The following is a 16,369-nucleotide window of genomic DNA, read 5'->3' as shown; positions in this document are numbered from 1 at the left end:
AAAACACTCGGCTGGGACACCCCCGCCGAACGCCTCGCTACACTCCTCACCACCACCAGCTAACCCTCGTGTTGCAACGACCCCTTGAAACCGCCCTGGGCCTCAGGGGTGTTTCGCGGGCGCGGAGACACCCCCAGAAGCCAGCCGGGCCACCGGGTCGCGGCTGGACCTCAGGGGTGTCTTCCGGGCGCGGAGACACCCCCGGGAGCCAGCCGGGATCCGTCAGAGGTGGACGACCGAGCGGGCGCCCTCGCCGCGGGCCATCCGGTCGAAGGCGGCCGGGACGTCGGCCAGCTCGATCCGGTCGGTGATCAGGTGGTCCAGGGACAACCGGCCCTCCAGCACGTCGCGGGCCAGCGCGGGCACCTCGATGTCCGGGTCGGCCTGACCGTAGACCGAGGCACGCAGGGTGCGCGCCGACGAGAAGATGTCCAGCGCGCCGAGCTGCACCATGTCGTCGGCCGCGCCCATCCCGACCACGGTGACCTGGCCGCCGCGCCGGGTGGCCCGCCAGGCCGCGCGGATCGTCGAGGCCCGGCCGACGCACTCGATGGCATGGTCGGCGCCGCGCCCCTCGGTGCGGACCCGGACGTCCTTGGAGAGCGCGTCCGAGGACACCACGAAGTCGGTCGCGCCGGCCGCCTCGGCCAGCCCCTTCTTCGCCTCGGTGACGTCGACCGCGATGACCTGGCCCGCGCCGGCCGCCCGGGCCGCCGCGACCACCGACAGGCCCACCCCGCCGAGGCCGATGACCAGCACCGACTCGCCCGGCCGCACCTGCGCGGTGTTGCGGACCGCACCCGACCCGGTCAGCACCGAGCACCCGAGCAGCGCCGCCATTTCCCAATCCAATTCCTTGGGTACGACGATGACGGCGTTCTCCGGCGCCACCACCTGTTCCGCGAACGCGCCGAGCCCGAGGCACACGTGCACCGGCTCGCCGTCCAGGGTCATCCCGTTCTCGAGGGCGGCGACACCTGACGACGTGGAGCACAGCCACGGCTGCCCGTTCGCGCAGAACCAGCAGTTCCGGCACGGCGGCTGCCAGTTGAGCACCACGTGGTCACCGACCGCGGCCCGGGTGACGTGCGCACCGACCTCGACCACCTCACCGGCCGCCTCGTGCCCGAGCACCAGCGGGTGCGGGGGCCGGAGCGTCCCGTTGATCATCGAGAGGTCGGAGTGGCAGACCCCGGCCGCGCGGATCCGGACCCGGACCTGGCCGGGGCCGACCTCGGGCAGCCGCAACTCCTCGACGGTGGCCGGGACGCCCTGCTCCCGGACCACCAGTCCCGCGATGTAGGTCATCGCTGGATCGCCTTGACCTGCTGGAACTCCTCCAGGCCGAACGTGCCCAGCTCCCGGCCGACGCCGGACTGCTTGTACCCCCCGAACGGGGCGAGCGGGTTGAACGCGCCACCGTTCACGTCGACCGCGCCGGTGCGGATCCGCCGGGCCACCGCGAGGGCGTGCTCGGCACCGCCCCAGACGCCGCCGGCCAGGCCGTACTTCGAGTTGTTGGCGATCGCCACGGCCTCGTCGTCGGTGTCGAACGGAATGATCGACAGCACCGGGCCGAAGATCTCCTCCTGGGCCAGCTCGCTCTCCGGGTCGACGTCGGCGAACACGGTCGGCGCGACGAAGTACCCGGTGTCCGGCACCGGCGCGTCCAGCCCGCCGGCCACCAGGCGGGCGGTGGCCCGCTCGATGAAGCCGCGCACCCGCTCGCGCTGGGTCGCGGAGACCAGCGGCCCGAGCCGGGTGGCCGGGTCGAACGGGTCGCCGACGGGGTAACCCGCGGCGGTCTTCGCGGCCAGCGTCACGGCCTCGTCGTAGTGGCTGCGGTGCACCAGCATCCGGGTCCACGCCGTGCAGGTCTGCCCGGAGTTGAGGAACGCGTTGCCGACACCGACCTTGACCGCCTTGACCAGGTCGGCGTCGTCCAGGATGACGTTCGCCGACTTGCCGCCGAGTTCCAGCGAGACCTTGGCGATCCGGTCGGCCGCGGCGTGCGTGATGGCCCGGCCGGTCGCGGTCGAGCCGGTGAACGAGATCATGTCGATGTCCGGGTGGCCGGCGATCGCCGCGCCGACCGCCTGGCCGGTGCCGGTGACCAGGTTGAGCACGCCGGGCGGCAGTCCCGCCTCGTCGGCCGCGTCGGCCAGCAGGTACGCCACCAGCGGGGTGAGCTCGCTGGGCTTGAGCACCACGGTGCAGCCGGCCGCCAGGGCCGCGCCGACCTTCGCCACCACCTGGTGCAACGGGTAGTTCCACGGGGTGATCGCACCGACCACGCCGGCCGCTTCCCGCACGATCAGCGAGTTGCCGATCGTCTGCTCCTCGGCCTGCCGCAGAGCCAGGTCCGCGTACCCACGAAGGACCGTGAGCGGCAGGCCCGCCTGGACCGCCTGAGCGATCTTGAGGGGCGTGCCCAGCTCGAGCCCGACGGTGCGGGCGATCTCGGCGGCCCGGGCGGCGAGCGCCTGGTGCAGCCGGTCGAGGGCGGCGCCGCGCTCGGTGATCGGCAGCGCGGACCAGCCGTCGAAGGCCTGACGGGCGGCGGAGACGGCGAGGTTCACGTCCTCCGCGGTGCCGGCCGGGACGGCACCGATCACCTGCTCGGTGTACGGGTTCTCCACCTCGATCCGCTCGCTGGAGTCCGGCGGCACCCACGCGCCACCGATGTAGAGCTGTTCGCGGAATTCCGACGTCATCGGCGTACCCCCTGGTCGTAGTGGTCGGACAGGCCGGCGAGCAGCACGTCCAGCCCGAGTTCGAACGCGCCCTCGTCGACCGCGGCGCGGTGTGCCGCCAGCTCGTGGGCGCGGTGCAGGTGCGGATAGCGTTCGTAGAGATCCGGGTCGTTCTCGAAACCGAGCGCGAACGAGCCGAGCGCGGAGCCGGTGATCAGGTAGCGCATCAGCGCGCCGATGTGGGTGGCCCGGGACCGCGACCAGCCGGCGTCGATCAGCGCGCCGTACACCGCCTCGGCCATCGCCAGCCCGTGCGGCCGGCGGCCCGGCCCGGTGGCCAGCACCGGGATGATCTGCGGGTGGGCGGCGAGCACCGCGTGGTACGACTTCGCCCAGAGCCGCAGCCCCTCCCGCCAGTCGCAGTCGGCGAACACCCCGATGTCCACCTCGGCCACCACCGACTCGGCGACCGCGTCGACGATCTCGGCCTTGGTGGCGAAGTGGTTGTAGAGCGACGGGCCCTGCACGCCGAGCTCGGTGGCGAGCCGCCGCATCGACAGCGCGTCCAGCCCCTCCGCGTCGATCAGCGTGGAGGCAGCCTCGACGATGCGCTCACGGGTGAGCAGCGCCTGCCGGGGCCGAGCCATCTGGCAACTCCCTGGAAATCAGAAATCAACACTGGACGCGCAAAAACTTACGCCGCTAGTTTATGCGGAAGCTGCGACGTACATCACTCCAAGAGTTGAAGACCCGAGGGAGCCCAGCATGACGACTCTGTCCCTGGCCACCGTTCTCGCGGAGAGCGCCCGGCGCTACCCGGAGAAGGTCGCGGTCATCGACGCGGGCGCCCGGATCACCTACCACGAGCTGTGGGAACAGTCCCGGGTGTACGCGGCCGGCCTGCGCGAACTGGGCGTCGGCCCGGGCAGCACGGTCGCCGTGATGATCCCGAACGTGGCCGACTTCCCGCGGGTCTACTACGCGGCGCTGGCGGTGGGTGCCCGGGTGGTCCCGGTCTCGCTGCTGCTGACCCCGGAGGAGGTGGCCTACGTCCTCACCGACAGCCAGGCCGACCTGATCGTCACGCACTCCGCGTTCCTGCAGGTCGGCGCGGGCGCGGCGCAGATCGCGCAGACCCCGCTGGTCAACGTCGGCCCGCTGCCCGAGCTGCCCGCCCCGCCGCGGCGCCTGGAGGAGGTGTCCGCCACGGTTCCGGCGCTGCGCACCTACGTGACCAGGGAGGCCGAGGACGTCGCGGTGATCCTCTACACCAGCGGCACCACCGGCAAGCCGAAGGGCGCACTGCTCACCCACCTCAACCTGGTGATGAACGCCGCGATCAACGTGTTCGACGTGCACCCGCTCACCGGCGACGACGTCGTGCTGGGCTGCCTGCCGCTGTTCCACACGTTCGGCCAGACGGTCGGGATGAACGCGACGTTCCGGCTGGGCGGCACGCTGGTGCTGCTGCCGCGGTTCTCCGGCGAGGCGGCGATCGACCTGATCCTGCGGGAGAACGTGACGATCTTCCACGGCGTGCCGACGATGTACATCGGGCTGCTGGAGGCCGCGGCCAAGGCGGAGCAGCTGCCGAAGCTCAAGCTCTGCGTGTCCGGCGGGGCGTCGCTGCCGGTGGCGGTGCTGGAGCGGTTCGCCGAGGCGTTCGGCTCGCACATCTGGGAGGGCTACGGCCTGTCCGAGACGTCGCCGACCGCGACCACGAACCAGCCGGCGTTCGGCGCCAAGGCCGGCACCGTCGGCCACCCGATCTGGGGTGTCGAGGTGGAGATCGCCCGCCCGGAGGTGCCGGAGAGCATCGAGTTCCTGCCCGACGGCGAGCTGGGCGAGATCGTGATCCGCGGGCACAACGTGTTCGCCGGTTATCTGAACCGGCCGGAGGCGACCGCGGAGGCCATCGTCGACGGCTGGTTCCGCACCGGTGACCTGGGGGTTCGGGACGCCGAGGGCTTCATCAGCATCGTCGACCGGACCAAGGATCTGATCATCCGGGGCGGCTTCAACGTCTACCCGCGCGAGGTCGAGGAGGTCATCGCCCGGCACCCGGCGATCCAGCAGGTCGCGGTGATCGGCGTGGCCGACGAGGTGCACGGCGAGGAGATCTGCGCGGTGATCGTGCGGGAGGACGCGACGCTCACCGAGCAGGAGCTGATCGACTGGTCGCGCGAGCGCCTGGGCAAGCACAAGTACCCGCGTCAGGTGCGGTTCGCCGAGTCGCTCCCGCTCGGGCCCAGCATGAAGGTGCTCAAGCGGGAGCTGCGCAAGCAGTACTCAGGCGAGTAACCCGGGGAGCTCCGCCACGATCGGGACGTCCGCGGGCAGCCACGGGACGCTGTCCAGCTGGTCGGCGGCCAGCCACCGCAGGGCGGAGTGCTCCAGCGCCGCCGGGACGCCGTCGTCGAGCACGTCGACGGCGTACACCCGGAGCACGGCCCGGCCGTGTGCCAGCGGCACGTCCGGGCCGACCCGCGCGCCGACCCGGACCGCGATGCCGAGCTCCTCGACGCACTCGCGGGCCAGGGCCTGCTGGTCGGTCTCCCCGGGCTCGACCTTGCCCCCGGGGAACTCCCACTTCCCGGCCGCTTCCGGCGGGGCACTGCGCTGGCAGGCGAGCACCTGCCCGGCTGCGATGATCACCGCCGCGACAATCACCCTGGGTGACTGCGGGGCCTTGACGTACTGTTCCGACGGCATGGCATCCAAGATCGCACAAAACTTCTCCGATCAGGTTGCCCGAGCCGCCCCGATCGTCCCCCAAACACGGATATGTGGGCGTGGACATGGCTGTCCCAACGGGCAAGACTGTGCGTACCGACCATGACGACACGGCGACAGTTCGGCCACAAGCCGGCAACAACGCTTCGGGGGGTGCGGCCATGCGGGCTAGAAAACGCCGATCCACTACCGGCTCCGACTATCTGAGCGACGCCCTCGCACAGTTGGGCGGATGGACCCGGGACGGCGTGCAGCTGCGCCGCGATCTCGCGTGCGACGACAGTCAGCACGCCGCCCTGACCGAACGGATCCAGGTCGCCGCGGACACGCTGTCGATCCGGCCGAGCATCCGGCGCGTCGAGGGGCACACCCAGATCTGTCTGGGTGACCGGGACGGCGATGCACTCACCGACGGTGAGGTCACGCTGGCGGCCCGGATCGAGGACTTCTATCGCACCGTGCTCGAACGCCCCTGATCGTTGCGGGCTATTCTGCGCCGCATGACTGACGTCGCATATGACAACAAGGGTCAGCTGGAGCAGATCCAGAGCGGCCTGCTCGACGGCGAGACGATCATCGCGGTGTACGACGCGATCGGCGCCGGCACCGGTTTCATCGGTCTCACCAACCGGCGGATCATCATCCAGGACAAGTCCTTCGTCGGTAAGAAGTTCGCCATCACCAGCGTCCCGTACTCCAAGGTGAGCGCGGTGAGCGTGGTCAGCAACAAGAGCTGGGCCGGCCAGTTCTTCTCCAGCGGCGAGATCGCGATCACGGTGGGCACGCACATCTACGAGATCGAGTTCCGCGGCACGGAGAAGGCCCACCACGTGCACCAGGTCATCCTGAACTTCGCGGCCTGACGGACACACCCACCGACCGCCTCCGGGACGGCTGTTCGACCGAGGGGTCGGCAGCCGATCGGTGGAGATGACGTGCCACTTCGGCAGCAGCGCCGACGGTTACTCACCAGTAACCGTTGCTGGCCCCACCGGGCCCGCGCATGCTACCGGGGAGGTTCACCATCATCCATCGATATTCACCTCATCCCGGAGGCGATCACCGGTGCTGGCTCAGTTCCCGAAGCCGCTGACCCCCATGCCGAGCCGCGAACCGTTCGGCAGCGACCTCAGCCGCACGCCACCGGCGATGGTCCCGGTCCTCGCGCTGGCACTGCTGCTCTCCGCGGTGCTCGTCGGCCTGGTCACCGTCGCGCTGCCCTGAGCCCCCGGCCGGTCAGCGCGGGTAGTCCGGCAGGAGCCGGGTGGGCAGCGGCGTCTCGACCACGGAACCGTCGGCGGCGCGCTTCAGTTCGTACCCCAGAGGTCCTTCGCGGTCCGCGACGACCTCCTCCAGTGAGATGCCCCGGTACACCAGCCCCGCGCCGTCGTCGGTGGCGAAGCCGTCCGACAGGGTTCCGTCGCCGATCAGCTCGTGCATCTTCGGCCGGCGCTGCGCCTCGGCGTCGTAGTGCACGCCGTTGCTGTACGGCAGCCAGCCCAGCCCGTCGGTGAAGCCGCGCAGGTCCAGCCCGTAACTGTCGGTGCTGCCGCCGGTGTGCCAGCAGATCGAGCCGGCCGACACGCCGCTCATCACGACGCCGGCCTGCCACGCCTCGTGCAGGATCTCGTCCAGCCCGTGCACCCGCCAGACCGCGCAGAGGTTCGCCACGCTGCCGCCGTCCACCCAGATGACGTCCTGGGCGAGCAGGTGCGCACGGATGTCGTCGATGTTCGGCATCGGGAACAACTGCAGGTGGGACATGGTGAACTCGGTCCCGGCGAACGCCGAATAGAACGCGCCGATCCGGCTGTCCGGGTCGCCGGTCGCCTGGGCCAGCACACAGATCTTCGGGGCGGCGGCCGCGTTGGCCAGCTCCGCGGCGAAGCGGTGGATCCGGCCCGGCCGGAGGTCGAAGAGGCCGTGCCGCCCGCGCTGGAAACCGGCGCTGGTGGCGAGAATGGTGGGAATGTCCGCGGTCATCGCAACATCATCGCGCAGGCCTCGGTCGTCTCCAGGACCAGATCGGCGGCGATGTCGATCGCGAGCGTCAGATGCAGCGGATCGCTGTTGATCGCGGCGAACGCGGCGTCCACCCGCTCCTGGAACTTCGCCGGCGCGCCCGGCAGCCGCCCGGCCGCGGCCACCGCGCCCTTCTCGTTGATCAGCCACTGGCCGGCCGCGCCGTGCAGCGCGTGCGCGCACACCCCGGCCAGCCGGAACAGGCACCCGGCGACGTACCCGGTGTCGAACCGGGACACCGCCTTGCGGGCGAGGCCGACCAGGAAGTCCGCCTCCCACAGCCCGGCCACCAGGGCCTCGGCCAGCGGCCTCGGAAAAACCAGCACGCGACGCCGCAGGTCGCCGAGCTCGCCGGTCGGATCGGCGAGGATGCGACTCAGGGCCAGTTCACCGGGGTACGCGAAGTCCGGCACCCCGAGCGGGTGGCCGGCCTGCACGTGGAACGCGTACCGGCCCTGCTCCGCGTCGGCCCAGCAGCTCCGCACCCGGTCCAGGTCCCGGTAGATCCAGTCGACCGGGTGGTCGTCGATCCGCAGCCAGCCGCCGCCGTCCACCCACGGGCCCCACTCGCCGGGCGCGGTGACCCGGGCCCGATCACCGGCCACCGCGACCGCCAGCTCGCCGAGCCGGACGGTGTCGAACGGCGCCCGGTAGTACAGGCCCAGATCGGTGTCGGACTCCGGCGCGTGGGTCTGCCGGGCCCGGCTGCCTCCGAGCACGACCCCGACCACCCCGGGCACAGTTGCCAGCCGCTGAGCCATCTCGGTCAGTACGGCGTCGGAAAGTGCCATGACATCACCCTAATTCAGCACACGGTGGCCGGCTCGAGTCGTACGTCGGCAAGCGTCTCCGGGTCGAACAGCGAGAGATCCTCGGCGGTGACGGTGAGCGGCCCGGTCCCGGCGACCGGGGCGGGCCTGACCGGCGCGGGCGCGTCCGGCGCGGTCCGCGCGTCCGGGCACGCGGCCCGGCCGAGCGGCACACACAGGTTCAGCGCGCACTCCTCGTCCTGCACCCCGAAGACCACCACGCGCGGCTCCGGGCGGCGGGTCACCGTGGTGTCCAGCAGCCGCCGGTCGCTCGGCTTCCCGTCGACGAGGGTGACCAGGTACCGGGTGGTCTCCTCGCCCGGCGTGCCCGGCGACTGCACCTTCCGGAAGCCGTACGGCAGCAGATCGTCGCGGACCAGGCGGGTGCGGAACGGTAGCGCCCGGGTCTCCACGTCGGTCCGGGTGGTGATCACCGGACCGGCCTTGGCCGGGCTGGTCGCCGCGGCCTTCGGCTTCTTCCGCTCGTCCGGCGCCCGCGTCGCCGGGGTGCGCGGCTCGCGCGGCCCGGTCCGGTCGGCCGGGTCCTCGGCCCGGACCCGGCGCAGCTCGGCCCCGGTCTCCGCGGCGGTCCCGGCGGTTCCGGCGCTCGCGCTCGCGGTGGCACCGGGGCTCGCCGCGGTCCCCGCCATGTCGTCGACGGCCGGCGGCTGCGGCTGCACCGGGACGTGCGCACCCCGCTGGGGCAGCGGCTCGGCGGCCGCCGCCTCCCGGCTGACGATCTCCGGGTCGTCCATCAGGTGCGCGGCGCCCGGATCGGCCGCCATCGCCTGCTCGGCCGTCGCGACGTGGGCGTCGTCGGTGGTCAGCGTGATCGCTCCGGCCACGCCACCACCGACGAGCACCGCCACCGCGCCGGCACTGGCAACCATCCGGACACCGAACGGCAGACGGGCCCACCAAGACTTTCGTGGCATTTCGAGCAGATGCTGCCAAGAGTCACTAGTTGTCTGGTTTTGCACCAAAGCATTGTGACTTGTCCGGAGCTGAAGGCAAGCGTCCTGAGGTCCCCCGAAATGCTGACCGGCCCGGCCGTAACCGAACCCGAACGCCCTTTCTCTCCCGGAGAACGGCAGGTCATGGGCGTGCGCCCCCGCCGTACGATCACTGGCATGCCACCAGCCCCCGGACCCCTCGACCCGCTGAGCCCGGCGGAGGAAGCGGTGATGCGCGCGCTCGGCCGGTTCCTGCTCGTCATGCCGCGGGCCCTGGATGCCGACCTGACCCGCGAGCAACGGATGTCCGCCAGCGAGTACTCCGTGCTGCGCCACCTCTCCGAGACGCCGGACCAGCAGATGCGGATGAGCGAGCTCGCCGCGGCCTGCGACATGTCGCTGAGCGGGATGACCCGGCTGGCGGCCAAGCTGGAGTCGCTCGGCTACCTGGAACGGATCCGGTGCGTCCAGGACGCGCGCGGGGCGAACGCGGTGCTCACCGAGCGCGGACTGGACCGGCTGCGGGAGGCGTGGCCGACACATCTGGCCAGCGTGCGGCGGCACATCTTCGACCACCTGGGCGGACTGGACCTGGACCGGCTGGCCGCCGCGTTCTCCGCGATGGCCACGGAGTCATAGGCTCTTCTCGAAGCACCGGGAGATCTCCGAGCCCACGTAGACGCCGTAGAGCGGGATCTCCCGGTAGCCCTCGCGCTGGTAGAACCGGATCGCGTCGGGCTGCGCCGTGCCGGTCTCCAGCCGCAGCGTCGTCCACCCCCGCCGCACCGCGGCCGCCTCGAGCGCGCGCAGGATCGCGGCCGCCACGCCGGAGCCGCGGCTGCCCGGCGCCACGTACATCCGTTTGACCTCGGCGCTGTGCTCACCGAGCCGGCGAAGCGCGCCGCACCCGACCGCGACCCCGCGCTCGGCCTTGTCGAGCGCCACCCTGTCGCCGGACGCCACGCCGCTGCCGGACGCCACGCCGCTGCCGGACGCCACGTTGTCGTCGAACGCCACGCCGTTGCCGGACGCCACGTTGTCGTCGAACGCCACGCCGTTGCCGGACGCCACGTTGTCGTCGAACGCCACCAGGAAGAGATCGATATCGGACGCGGAGGGGGCGCCGCCCGGCTCGTGGTCGTCGCAGCCGTAGCGCTCGTCCAGCTCGGCCCGCTGCGCCAGCCGCAGCGCGGCGCCGACCGGGTCGGTCCAGCTCCGCTCGTCGATCGTCCAGGTCATGACGCCTCCGCTCTCGTCGTAACAGGCGTTACGGTAACATCCGTTCCGAAATCGGAGGAGCAATCCATGTCACGATCGTCGGACCGCTCCGCGCAGGGCGAGACGCTGTCCCGCGCGGTCTGGGACGTGCTGGCCACCCAGGGCCTGGAACGCCTCACCGTGCGCGCGGTCGCCACCGCCGCCGGCTGCACCACCGGCCTGGTCATGCACCGCTTCCCGAACCGGCGCGCGCTGCTGCTGCACGCCCGGCGGCTGCTGCACGAGACCACCCGGGCCCGGGTCGAGTCGCTGGAGGCCGAAGCCGCCACGCCCCGGGACGCGTTGCGCGCGGTCCTGCTGCAGGGCATGTCCACCGACGAGCAGACCCGGCAGGAGGCGATCGTCTGGATGGGCTTCCTGGCGGCCGCGGTCGCCGACGACGAGCTGATCGCGGAACATCGCCGGAACAACCGGTCCTGGCGCACCCGGGTGGAACGCCTCACCGCGGCGGCCGCGCCGGACTGGCCGGCACCGCGGGTCGCCGCGGCCGCGCTGGCACTGATGGCGACGGCCGAGGGCGCCGCCGCGTTCGGGGCCGCCGATCCGGCCGCTTTCCCCGCGAGGCAGCAGGTGGAGATGCTGGATGCCGCGCTGACCGCTTTCGGTCTTTTCTGATCGTACGATCAAAGCTCTTGCCTGGCGGTCTTCATCCAGCGCGGTCTTGCCCGACGCGCGGTCCGGTCCAGCGCGGTCTTGCCCGGCTCATGGCCTTGATCAGTTCGCGGCCTTGCCCCACTCGCGGTCTTGATCAGCTCGCGGTCTTGATCAGCTCGCGGTTTTGATCAACGGAGGATGGGGAAGATCGTGGCGGCCACGATCGCGCCGGCCATCGCGCCGACCACCACCTGGGCGGGCGTGTGCGCGGTCAGGCGCACCCGGGCCCAGCCGCCGAGCACCACCAGCGGCGCGCCGAGCAGCGCCACCGGCCCGTAGATCACGATCATCGTCGCCAGGGTGCCGGCGGCCACGCCCGCGTGGATCGACATCTTCCACCAGTGCGTGACCAGCGCGAAGATCGCCAGCCCGACGCCGCCCGCGGTCAGCAGCGCGAGCACCTCCCGGGGCGCGCCGAGGAACACCAGCAGGACCAGCCCGGCGGTCAGCGACACCACCCCGAACAGCAGCGGCACCCGCCGGTCGGCCCGATCCGGGATGTGATGGTCGGTGAGCCGCCCGGTCCGCACCCCGTGCAGCACGTACCCCAGCGGGATGACCGCCGCGAAGATCGCCCCGGGCAGCCCCCACCAGTGCGAGACGCCCGGCGCCTCCCCGGCATGCCACCCCACGGTGACCAGCAGCGCCGCCACCAGCACCGCCGGCGCGAGCACTTCGGAAACGATGGTGGCGATCCGGTCGCCCACGGCCGGCCCTGCGTTGATCACATAGTGAGTCTGGCAGGCCGGTCACGGGTTTCCGGGGAGCCGCCCCCGGTCGTTTCCGCGCGCGGCTCCCCGTCGCTTCCGCGCGCGGCCCCGGAACCGGGCGCTTTCGAGGGGCGCGGTCAGGCGAGTGACGCCGCGACCTGCTCCAGCGCGTCGTAGGACTCCTGCATGCCGCCCTCCATGCCGCTGGCGATCACCATGTCCCGGTTCTCCTTGCTCTTGTGCACGCAGAGCACCTCCATGAACGTCCGCCCGTCCTTCTCGACGAGGGTCACGGTGTTCAGCGACGCGTTGCCGTCCGGGTCCGGGACTCCTTCGTACGCCTCCGTGCTGACCAGCCGCTCCGGCTCGCTGATCTCCCGGTACTCGCCGTGGAAGGCCACCTCGAAGCCGCCGTTCGCGGTCATCACGTACCGCCAGCGGCCGCCCACCCGCAGGTCGATCTCGGCGCTGTCCACCTGCCCGCGCAGGCCGGCCCACCAGCGCCTGACCAGCGCCGGCTCGGTGATCGCCCGCCACACCAGCGCCCGCGGCGCGGCGAACTCGCGGCTGATCAGGATCTGGTCGTCGGCCGGCAGCGTCACCTGCGCGGTCCCGTTAGTCGTGGTCATCTGCGTCCTCCTCGATGAGCTCTTGCAACACGGTGTCCATCAGGTCGAACCGCTCGGTCCAGAACTGCTCGTACTTCCGCAGCCAGTCGTGGATGTCCCGCAGCGGGCCGGGGTTGATCCGATACATCCGCTGCCGCCCCTCGTCACGCACGTGCACCAGGTCGACCTCCCGCAGCACCCGCAGATGCTTGGAGACCTGCGGCTGCGCCAGCCCGAGCAGCTCCACGAGGTCGTTCACCGGCCGCTCCCGCTGCGCCAGCAGATCCAGGATCTGCCGCCGCCGGGGCTCCGCCACCGCGTTGAACGCATCCGCCGTCGTCGCCGCTCTAGCCATGCCCCCATCGTATACCCATAACGGAATACGTCAACGGCTGTCCTGCCCGGCTTCCTGGGTTCATCACCCATGGCGCCACCCGTCCCGGGGTTATCCACAGGGCCTCGTGACCTTGGATTTCGCGCCCTAGGCTGGGCGCATGAACGGAGGAAAGAAGCGGTACTCGATCCCCCTGCCCGGCCAGCCCGACCTCGAGAGCTTCGCGGCCTACGTCGAGGAGCTCGACCACCGCATCGCGATGAACAAGCTCGACGAGCTGGTCAAGGACCACGAGGCCCGCCACGGCCCCTTCACCGACGCGGAGATGGCCGCCGCTCACGCCTACCTCAACGGCGACATCACCCACGAGCAGTTCGAGGCGTCCTCCCGCCGGGGCGACGGTCCCGGCCTGGGCAGCACCATCCACCCCGGGCGGGTGAGATGGGTCCTCTCCCAGATCGACGTGCGAGCCGTCACCCGGAAGGTCGCCGAACAGGCCGCCGACCTGCTGCGCGCGAACAAGCTCCACGGCCACAGACACGATCGCAGCAAGCCGGACCGGCCATTACCGAATGCTACGGTGACGGCATGACTGCGGTGCCCGAATGGATGCGGCCGCCCCGCCCTGAGGGCTGGTTCTCCGAGGATCTCGACAAGATCGCCGAAGCGCCGCGCCATACCGAACTCATCGATGGAGCGCTCGTCTTCATGATGTCACCCCAGCGCGTCTGGCACGCCCGCATGATCACTGCGCTGGTGAACTCATTGACGGACCAGGCACCGGCGGGCGTCGAGGTCGACCGGGAGATCACCATCCGTCTCGACAAATGGAATCGCCCGGAACCCGATCTCCTGGTCACGACGGCACCTTACGATCCGTCCCGCACGTTTTACACGCCCGAAGAGACTCTCCTGGTCGTGGAGGTGGTCTCGCCGGAATCGGCACACCGCGACCGCACCGTCAAGCTGCGCAAGTACGCGGAGGCCGGCATCGCTAGCTGCTGGCGCATCGAGGACGAGAACGGATCACCGGTGTTCCACACGTACGAACTCGACGGGCCTACGCAGTCGTATGCGCCGACCGGAATCCATCGGCATGAGCTGCGCACCTCGACGCCGTTCGCCATCGAGATCGATCTGGATGCGCTGGTGCCCGGCCGGAAGAGCTGAGCCGGGCACCGCTTTCGTTCGAGCCGCGTCAGAACGTGACTAGACGTTGAAGCGGAACTCCACCACGTCGCCGTCCTTCATGATGTATTCCTTGCCCTCCATGCGGACCTTGCCGGCGGCCTTCGCGGCGGACATCGAGCCGGCCGTCATCAGGTCGTCGAAGCTGACGATCTCGGCCTTGATGAAGCCGCGCTGGAAGTCCGAGTGGATGACGCCGGCCGCTTCCGGGGCGGTCGCGCCGACCGGGACGGTCCAGGCGCGGGCTTCCTTCGGGCCGGCGGTCAGGTACGTCTGCAGGCCCAGCGTCTCAAAACCGACCCGGATCAGGCGGTTCAGGCCCGGCTCGGACTGGCCGGTGGACTGCAGCAGCTCCAGGGCCTCCTCGTCGTCCAGCTCGATCAGCTCGGACTCGATCTTCGCGTCCATGAACACGGCCTCGGCCGGGGCGACCAGCGCGCGCAGCTCGTCGAGGAACGTCGCGTTGCCGAGTTCCGCCTCGTCGACGTTGAAGACGTACAGGAAAGGCTTGGTGGTCAGCAGGTGCAGCTCGGCCAGCAGGTCCAGCTCGATGCCGGCCGCGGCGGCGCCCTGATACAGCGTCCCGCCGTCGTTGAGCAGCTTGAACGCGGCCTCGGCGGCGGCGACGGTGGCCGCCTTCTCCTTCTTGAGCTTCGCTTCCTTCTGCAGGCGCGGCAGCGCCTTCTCGACCGTCTGCAGGTCGGCCAGGATCAGCTCGGTGTTGATCGTCTCGATGTCGTCGGCGGGCGACACCTTGCCGTCGACGTGCAGCACGTTCGGGTCGGAGAACGCGCGCACGACCTGGCAGATCGCGGACGCGTCGCGGATGTTCGCGAGGAACGCGTTGCCGCGGCCCTGACCCTTCGACGCGCCGCGCACGAGGCCCGCGATGTCGACGAAGCTCACCGGCGCGGGCAGGATCTTCTCGCTGCTGAACAGCTCGGCGAGCTTCCCCAGCCGCTCGTCGGGCAGCCCGACGACGCCGACGTTGGGCTCGATCGTCGCGAACGGGTAGTTCGCGGCGAGCACGTCGTTCTTGGTCAGGGCGTTGAACAGGGTGCTCTTGCCGACGTTGGGCAGGCCGACGATTCCGATGCTGAGGCTCACGGAACGCCAGTCTACGCAAGCGCCATCCGACGGGGTTCCGCAGTTCGGCGGCGACCGGCCGACACCGCTCACGGTCATCCGCCACACTCGCGGCAGGACCGGCTCCAGGCCCGGGCAAACCCCTTTCCGGTACGACGGTGAAGCACCCGGCGCGGCTCACCGCCGTACCCGAAACTGCATTTGATCTTGAATTGCCCGGACGGGTGCCGTGGCACGGTGATGTCCGAAACCCGCCAGCCAGTCGGGGGTCGCGCGGAGCAGACTCGGTGGCATGGAGCTGGACTTCGAGCGTTGTTACCGCGCTGTCGACAGCCGCGATCAGCGGTTCGACGGGTGCTTCTACACGGCCGTGCGGACCACCGGGATCTACTGCCGGCCGTCCTGCCCGGCCGTCACACCGAAACGGCAGAACGTCACGTTCTACCCGAGCGCGGCCGCCGCGCAACGAGGCGGGTTCCGGGCGTGCCGGCGATGCCGCCCGGACGCCGCGCCCGGATCACCGGAGTGGGACGTGCGCGCCGACACGGTCGGGCGGGCGATGCGGCTGATCGGCGACGGGATCGTCGACCGGGAAGGCGTGGCCGGGCTGGCCACCCGGCTCGGATACACGGAACGGCACCTCAACCGGATGCTGACCACCGAGCTCGGGGCCGGGCCGCTCGCGCTCGCCCGGGCCCAGCGCGCGCAGACCGCGCGGATCCTCGTCGAGACGACGGACCTGGGGCTCGCGGAGATCGCGTTCGCGGCCGGGTTCGGGAGCGTGCGGCAGTTCAACGACACGATGCTCGAGGTGTACGCGCAGGCGCCGGGCAAGCTGCGGGAGACGCGGCCGGCGGTGCGCGGCGAGGCCGGGGTGATCAACCTGCGGCTCGCGTACCGGGCGCCGCTGCACGTCGCGGCGCTGCTGGAATTCCTCGGGGCCAGGACGCTGCCGGGGGTGGACGAACTCGACGGGGAGACGTACCGGCGAGGGATGGTGCTGCCGCACGGGAGCGCGCGGGTCGAGCTGCGGCCGGGCGAGCGGTGGGTGTTCGCGACGTTGTGGCTCAGTGATGTGCGGGATCTTGCGCCGGCGGTGGCGCGGTGCCGGCGGTTGCTGGATCTGGACGCGGATCCGGATGCGGTGGATGCGACGTTGGGGGCGGATCCGGGGCTGGCCGAGGTGGTGCGGAAGGAGCCCGGGGTGCGGGTGCCGCGGGCGGTGGATGGGTTCGAGATGGCGGTGCGGGCGGTGGTGGGGCAGCAGGTGAGTGTTTCGGGGGCTCGGACGACTCTGGGGC

21 protein-coding genes are annotated in these 16,369 nt (G+C 71.1%); 9 read left to right on the top strand and 12 right to left on the bottom strand.

Annotated elements, in window-relative coordinates:
• Positions 1-222: 222 nt before the first annotated feature.
• Genes ADL15_RS08685 through ADL15_RS08675 form a run of 3 tightly spaced genes read right to left on the bottom strand, consistent with a single transcriptional unit; the run spans position 223 to position 3,340 of the window.
• Positions 223-1,308 (bottom strand): alcohol dehydrogenase catalytic domain-containing protein, encoded by a 1,086-nt coding sequence (locus ADL15_RS08685; RefSeq protein WP_198170649.1) that lies wholly within the window; start codon positions 1,306-1,308, stop codon positions 223-225.
• A complete protein-coding gene (locus ADL15_RS08680; RefSeq protein ID WP_067686858.1) occupies positions 1,305-2,714 on the bottom strand; it encodes an aldehyde dehydrogenase family protein in 1,410 nt (469 codons plus the stop codon). The genes ADL15_RS08685 and ADL15_RS08680 overlap by 4 nt, the downstream gene beginning before the upstream one ends.
• Positions 2,711-3,340, bottom strand: a complete 630-nt coding sequence (locus tag ADL15_RS08675; RefSeq protein WP_067686855.1) for a TetR/AcrR family transcriptional regulator — start codon at positions 3,338-3,340, stop codon at positions 2,711-2,713. The genes ADL15_RS08680 and ADL15_RS08675 overlap by 4 nt, the downstream gene beginning before the upstream one ends.
• 118 nt (positions 3,341-3,458) lie before the next feature.
• Between ADL15_RS08675 and ADL15_RS08670 the strand changes: the two genes are divergently transcribed.
• A complete protein-coding gene (locus ADL15_RS08670; RefSeq protein WP_067686852.1) occupies positions 3,459-4,994 on the top strand; it encodes a long-chain-fatty-acid--CoA ligase in 1,536 nt (511 codons plus the stop codon).
• Here ADL15_RS08670 and ADL15_RS08665 read toward each other — a convergent pair.
• Positions 4,983-5,405, bottom strand: a complete 423-nt coding sequence (locus ADL15_RS08665) for a (deoxy)nucleoside triphosphate pyrophosphohydrolase (protein ID WP_067686849.1) — start codon at positions 5,403-5,405, stop codon at positions 4,983-4,985. The two genes, ADL15_RS08670 and ADL15_RS08665, sit on opposite strands and share 12 nt — an antisense overlap.
• 182 nt (positions 5,406-5,587) lie before the next feature.
• Here ADL15_RS08665 and ADL15_RS08660 point away from each other — a divergent pair, with 182 nt between their 5' ends.
• The 3 genes from ADL15_RS08660 (at position 5,588) to ADL15_RS54080 (ending at position 6,650) form a co-directional block, all read left to right on the top strand.
• Entirely contained in the window at positions 5,588-5,902 is a 315-nt protein-coding gene (locus tag ADL15_RS08660; protein WP_067686846.1) for a 4a-hydroxytetrahydrobiopterin dehydratase, read from the top strand.
• Between the two features lie 24 nt (positions 5,903-5,926).
• The gene (locus ADL15_RS08655) at positions 5,927-6,289 is read left to right on the top strand and encodes a PH domain-containing protein (protein ID WP_067686844.1); all 363 of its coding nucleotides are present in this window, start codon (positions 5,927-5,929) and stop codon (positions 6,287-6,289) included.
• A 202-nt stretch (positions 6,290-6,491) separates the two neighbouring features.
• On the top strand, positions 6,492-6,650 hold the full coding sequence (locus tag ADL15_RS54080) for a hypothetical protein (protein WP_198170647.1): 159 nt from the start codon (positions 6,492-6,494) through the stop codon (positions 6,648-6,650).
• 12 nt (positions 6,651-6,662) lie between these two features.
• On the opposite strand, the gene ADL15_RS08650 is transcribed toward ADL15_RS54080, so the two are convergent.
• From ADL15_RS08650 to ADL15_RS08640, 3 genes are read right to left on the bottom strand one after another with little or no spacing between them, the layout of a single operon-like run.
• Positions 6,663-7,409, bottom strand: coding sequence for a Type 1 glutamine amidotransferase-like domain-containing protein (locus ADL15_RS08650; RefSeq protein WP_067686842.1), 747 nt, complete (start codon positions 7,407-7,409; stop codon positions 6,663-6,665).
• Complete coding sequence (locus tag ADL15_RS08645) at positions 7,406-8,239, bottom strand: nucleotidyltransferase domain-containing protein (protein ID WP_067686841.1); 834 nt, start codon at positions 8,237-8,239, stop codon at positions 7,406-7,408. The genes ADL15_RS08650 and ADL15_RS08645 overlap by 4 nt, the downstream gene beginning before the upstream one ends.
• A 14-nt stretch (positions 8,240-8,253) precedes the next feature.
• Positions 8,254-9,147, bottom strand: coding sequence for a G5 domain-containing protein (locus ADL15_RS08640; RefSeq protein ID WP_067686838.1), 894 nt, complete (start codon positions 9,145-9,147; stop codon positions 8,254-8,256).
• Between the two features lie 240 nt (positions 9,148-9,387).
• On the opposite strand from ADL15_RS08640, the gene ADL15_RS08635 reads away from it, so the two are divergent.
• A complete protein-coding gene (locus ADL15_RS08635) occupies positions 9,388-9,849 on the top strand; it encodes a MarR family winged helix-turn-helix transcriptional regulator (protein ID WP_067686836.1) in 462 nt (153 codons plus the stop codon).
• On the opposite strand, the gene ADL15_RS51160 is transcribed toward ADL15_RS08635, so the two are convergent.
• On the bottom strand, positions 9,844-10,449 hold the full coding sequence (locus ADL15_RS51160; protein WP_232343962.1) for a GNAT family N-acetyltransferase: 606 nt from the start codon (positions 10,447-10,449) through the stop codon (positions 9,844-9,846). The two genes, ADL15_RS08635 and ADL15_RS51160, sit on opposite strands and share 6 nt — an antisense overlap.
• Positions 10,450-10,515: 66 nt before the next feature.
• Between ADL15_RS51160 and ADL15_RS08620 the strand changes: the two genes are divergently transcribed.
• Positions 10,516-11,103 (top strand): TetR/AcrR family transcriptional regulator, encoded by a 588-nt coding sequence (locus tag ADL15_RS08620; RefSeq protein WP_067686832.1) that lies wholly within the window; start codon positions 10,516-10,518, stop codon positions 11,101-11,103.
• Between the two features lie 167 nt (positions 11,104-11,270).
• On the opposite strand, the gene ADL15_RS08615 is transcribed toward ADL15_RS08620, so the two are convergent.
• The 3 genes from ADL15_RS08615 to ADL15_RS08605 form a co-directional block, all read right to left on the bottom strand.
• Positions 11,271-11,870: a phosphoesterase PA-phosphatase gene (locus tag ADL15_RS08615; protein ID WP_067686829.1), complete on the bottom strand. Its 600-nt coding sequence runs from the start codon at positions 11,868-11,870 to the stop codon at positions 11,271-11,273.
• Positions 11,871-11,989: 119 nt separating this feature from the next.
• Complete coding sequence (locus tag ADL15_RS08610) at positions 11,990-12,481, bottom strand: SRPBCC family protein (protein ID WP_067686826.1); 492 nt, start codon at positions 12,479-12,481, stop codon at positions 11,990-11,992.
• Complete coding sequence (locus ADL15_RS08605) at positions 12,468-12,815, bottom strand: ArsR/SmtB family transcription factor (RefSeq protein WP_067686823.1); 348 nt, start codon at positions 12,813-12,815, stop codon at positions 12,468-12,470. The genes ADL15_RS08610 and ADL15_RS08605 overlap by 14 nt, the downstream gene beginning before the upstream one ends.
• 139 nt (positions 12,816-12,954) lie before the next feature.
• Here ADL15_RS08605 and ADL15_RS08600 point away from each other — a divergent pair, with 139 nt between their 5' ends.
• Both ADL15_RS08600 and ADL15_RS08595 read left to right on the top strand, forming a co-directional pair.
• Complete coding sequence (locus ADL15_RS08600; RefSeq protein ID WP_067686820.1) at positions 12,955-13,386, top strand: hypothetical protein; 432 nt, start codon at positions 12,955-12,957, stop codon at positions 13,384-13,386.
• Positions 13,383-13,964 (top strand): Uma2 family endonuclease, encoded by a 582-nt coding sequence (locus ADL15_RS08595; RefSeq protein WP_067686817.1) that lies wholly within the window; start codon positions 13,383-13,385, stop codon positions 13,962-13,964. The genes ADL15_RS08600 and ADL15_RS08595 overlap by 4 nt, the downstream gene beginning before the upstream one ends.
• Before the next feature lie 39 nt (positions 13,965-14,003).
• Here the strand turns inward: ADL15_RS08595 and ychF are convergent, their stop codons facing one another.
• Positions 14,004-15,089, bottom strand: a complete 1,086-nt coding sequence (gene ychF / locus ADL15_RS08590; RefSeq protein ID WP_067686814.1) for a redox-regulated ATPase YchF — start codon at positions 15,087-15,089, stop codon at positions 14,004-14,006.
• 271 nt (positions 15,090-15,360) lie between these two features.
• Here ychF and ADL15_RS08585 point away from each other — a divergent pair.
• A partial coding sequence (locus tag ADL15_RS08585; RefSeq protein WP_067686861.1) for a bifunctional transcriptional activator/DNA repair enzyme AdaA occupies positions 15,361-16,369 on the top strand: 1,009 nt, incomplete at its 3' end.

Source organism: Actinoplanes awajinensis subsp. mycoplanecinus (assembly GCF_001509495.1).
GTDB classification, from domain to species: domain Bacteria; phylum Actinomycetota; class Actinomycetes; order Mycobacteriales; family Micromonosporaceae; genus Actinoplanes; species Actinoplanes palleronii.
Note: the sequence above shows the minus strand (reverse complement) of the source record. Positions and strands in the feature narration are given on the sequence as shown.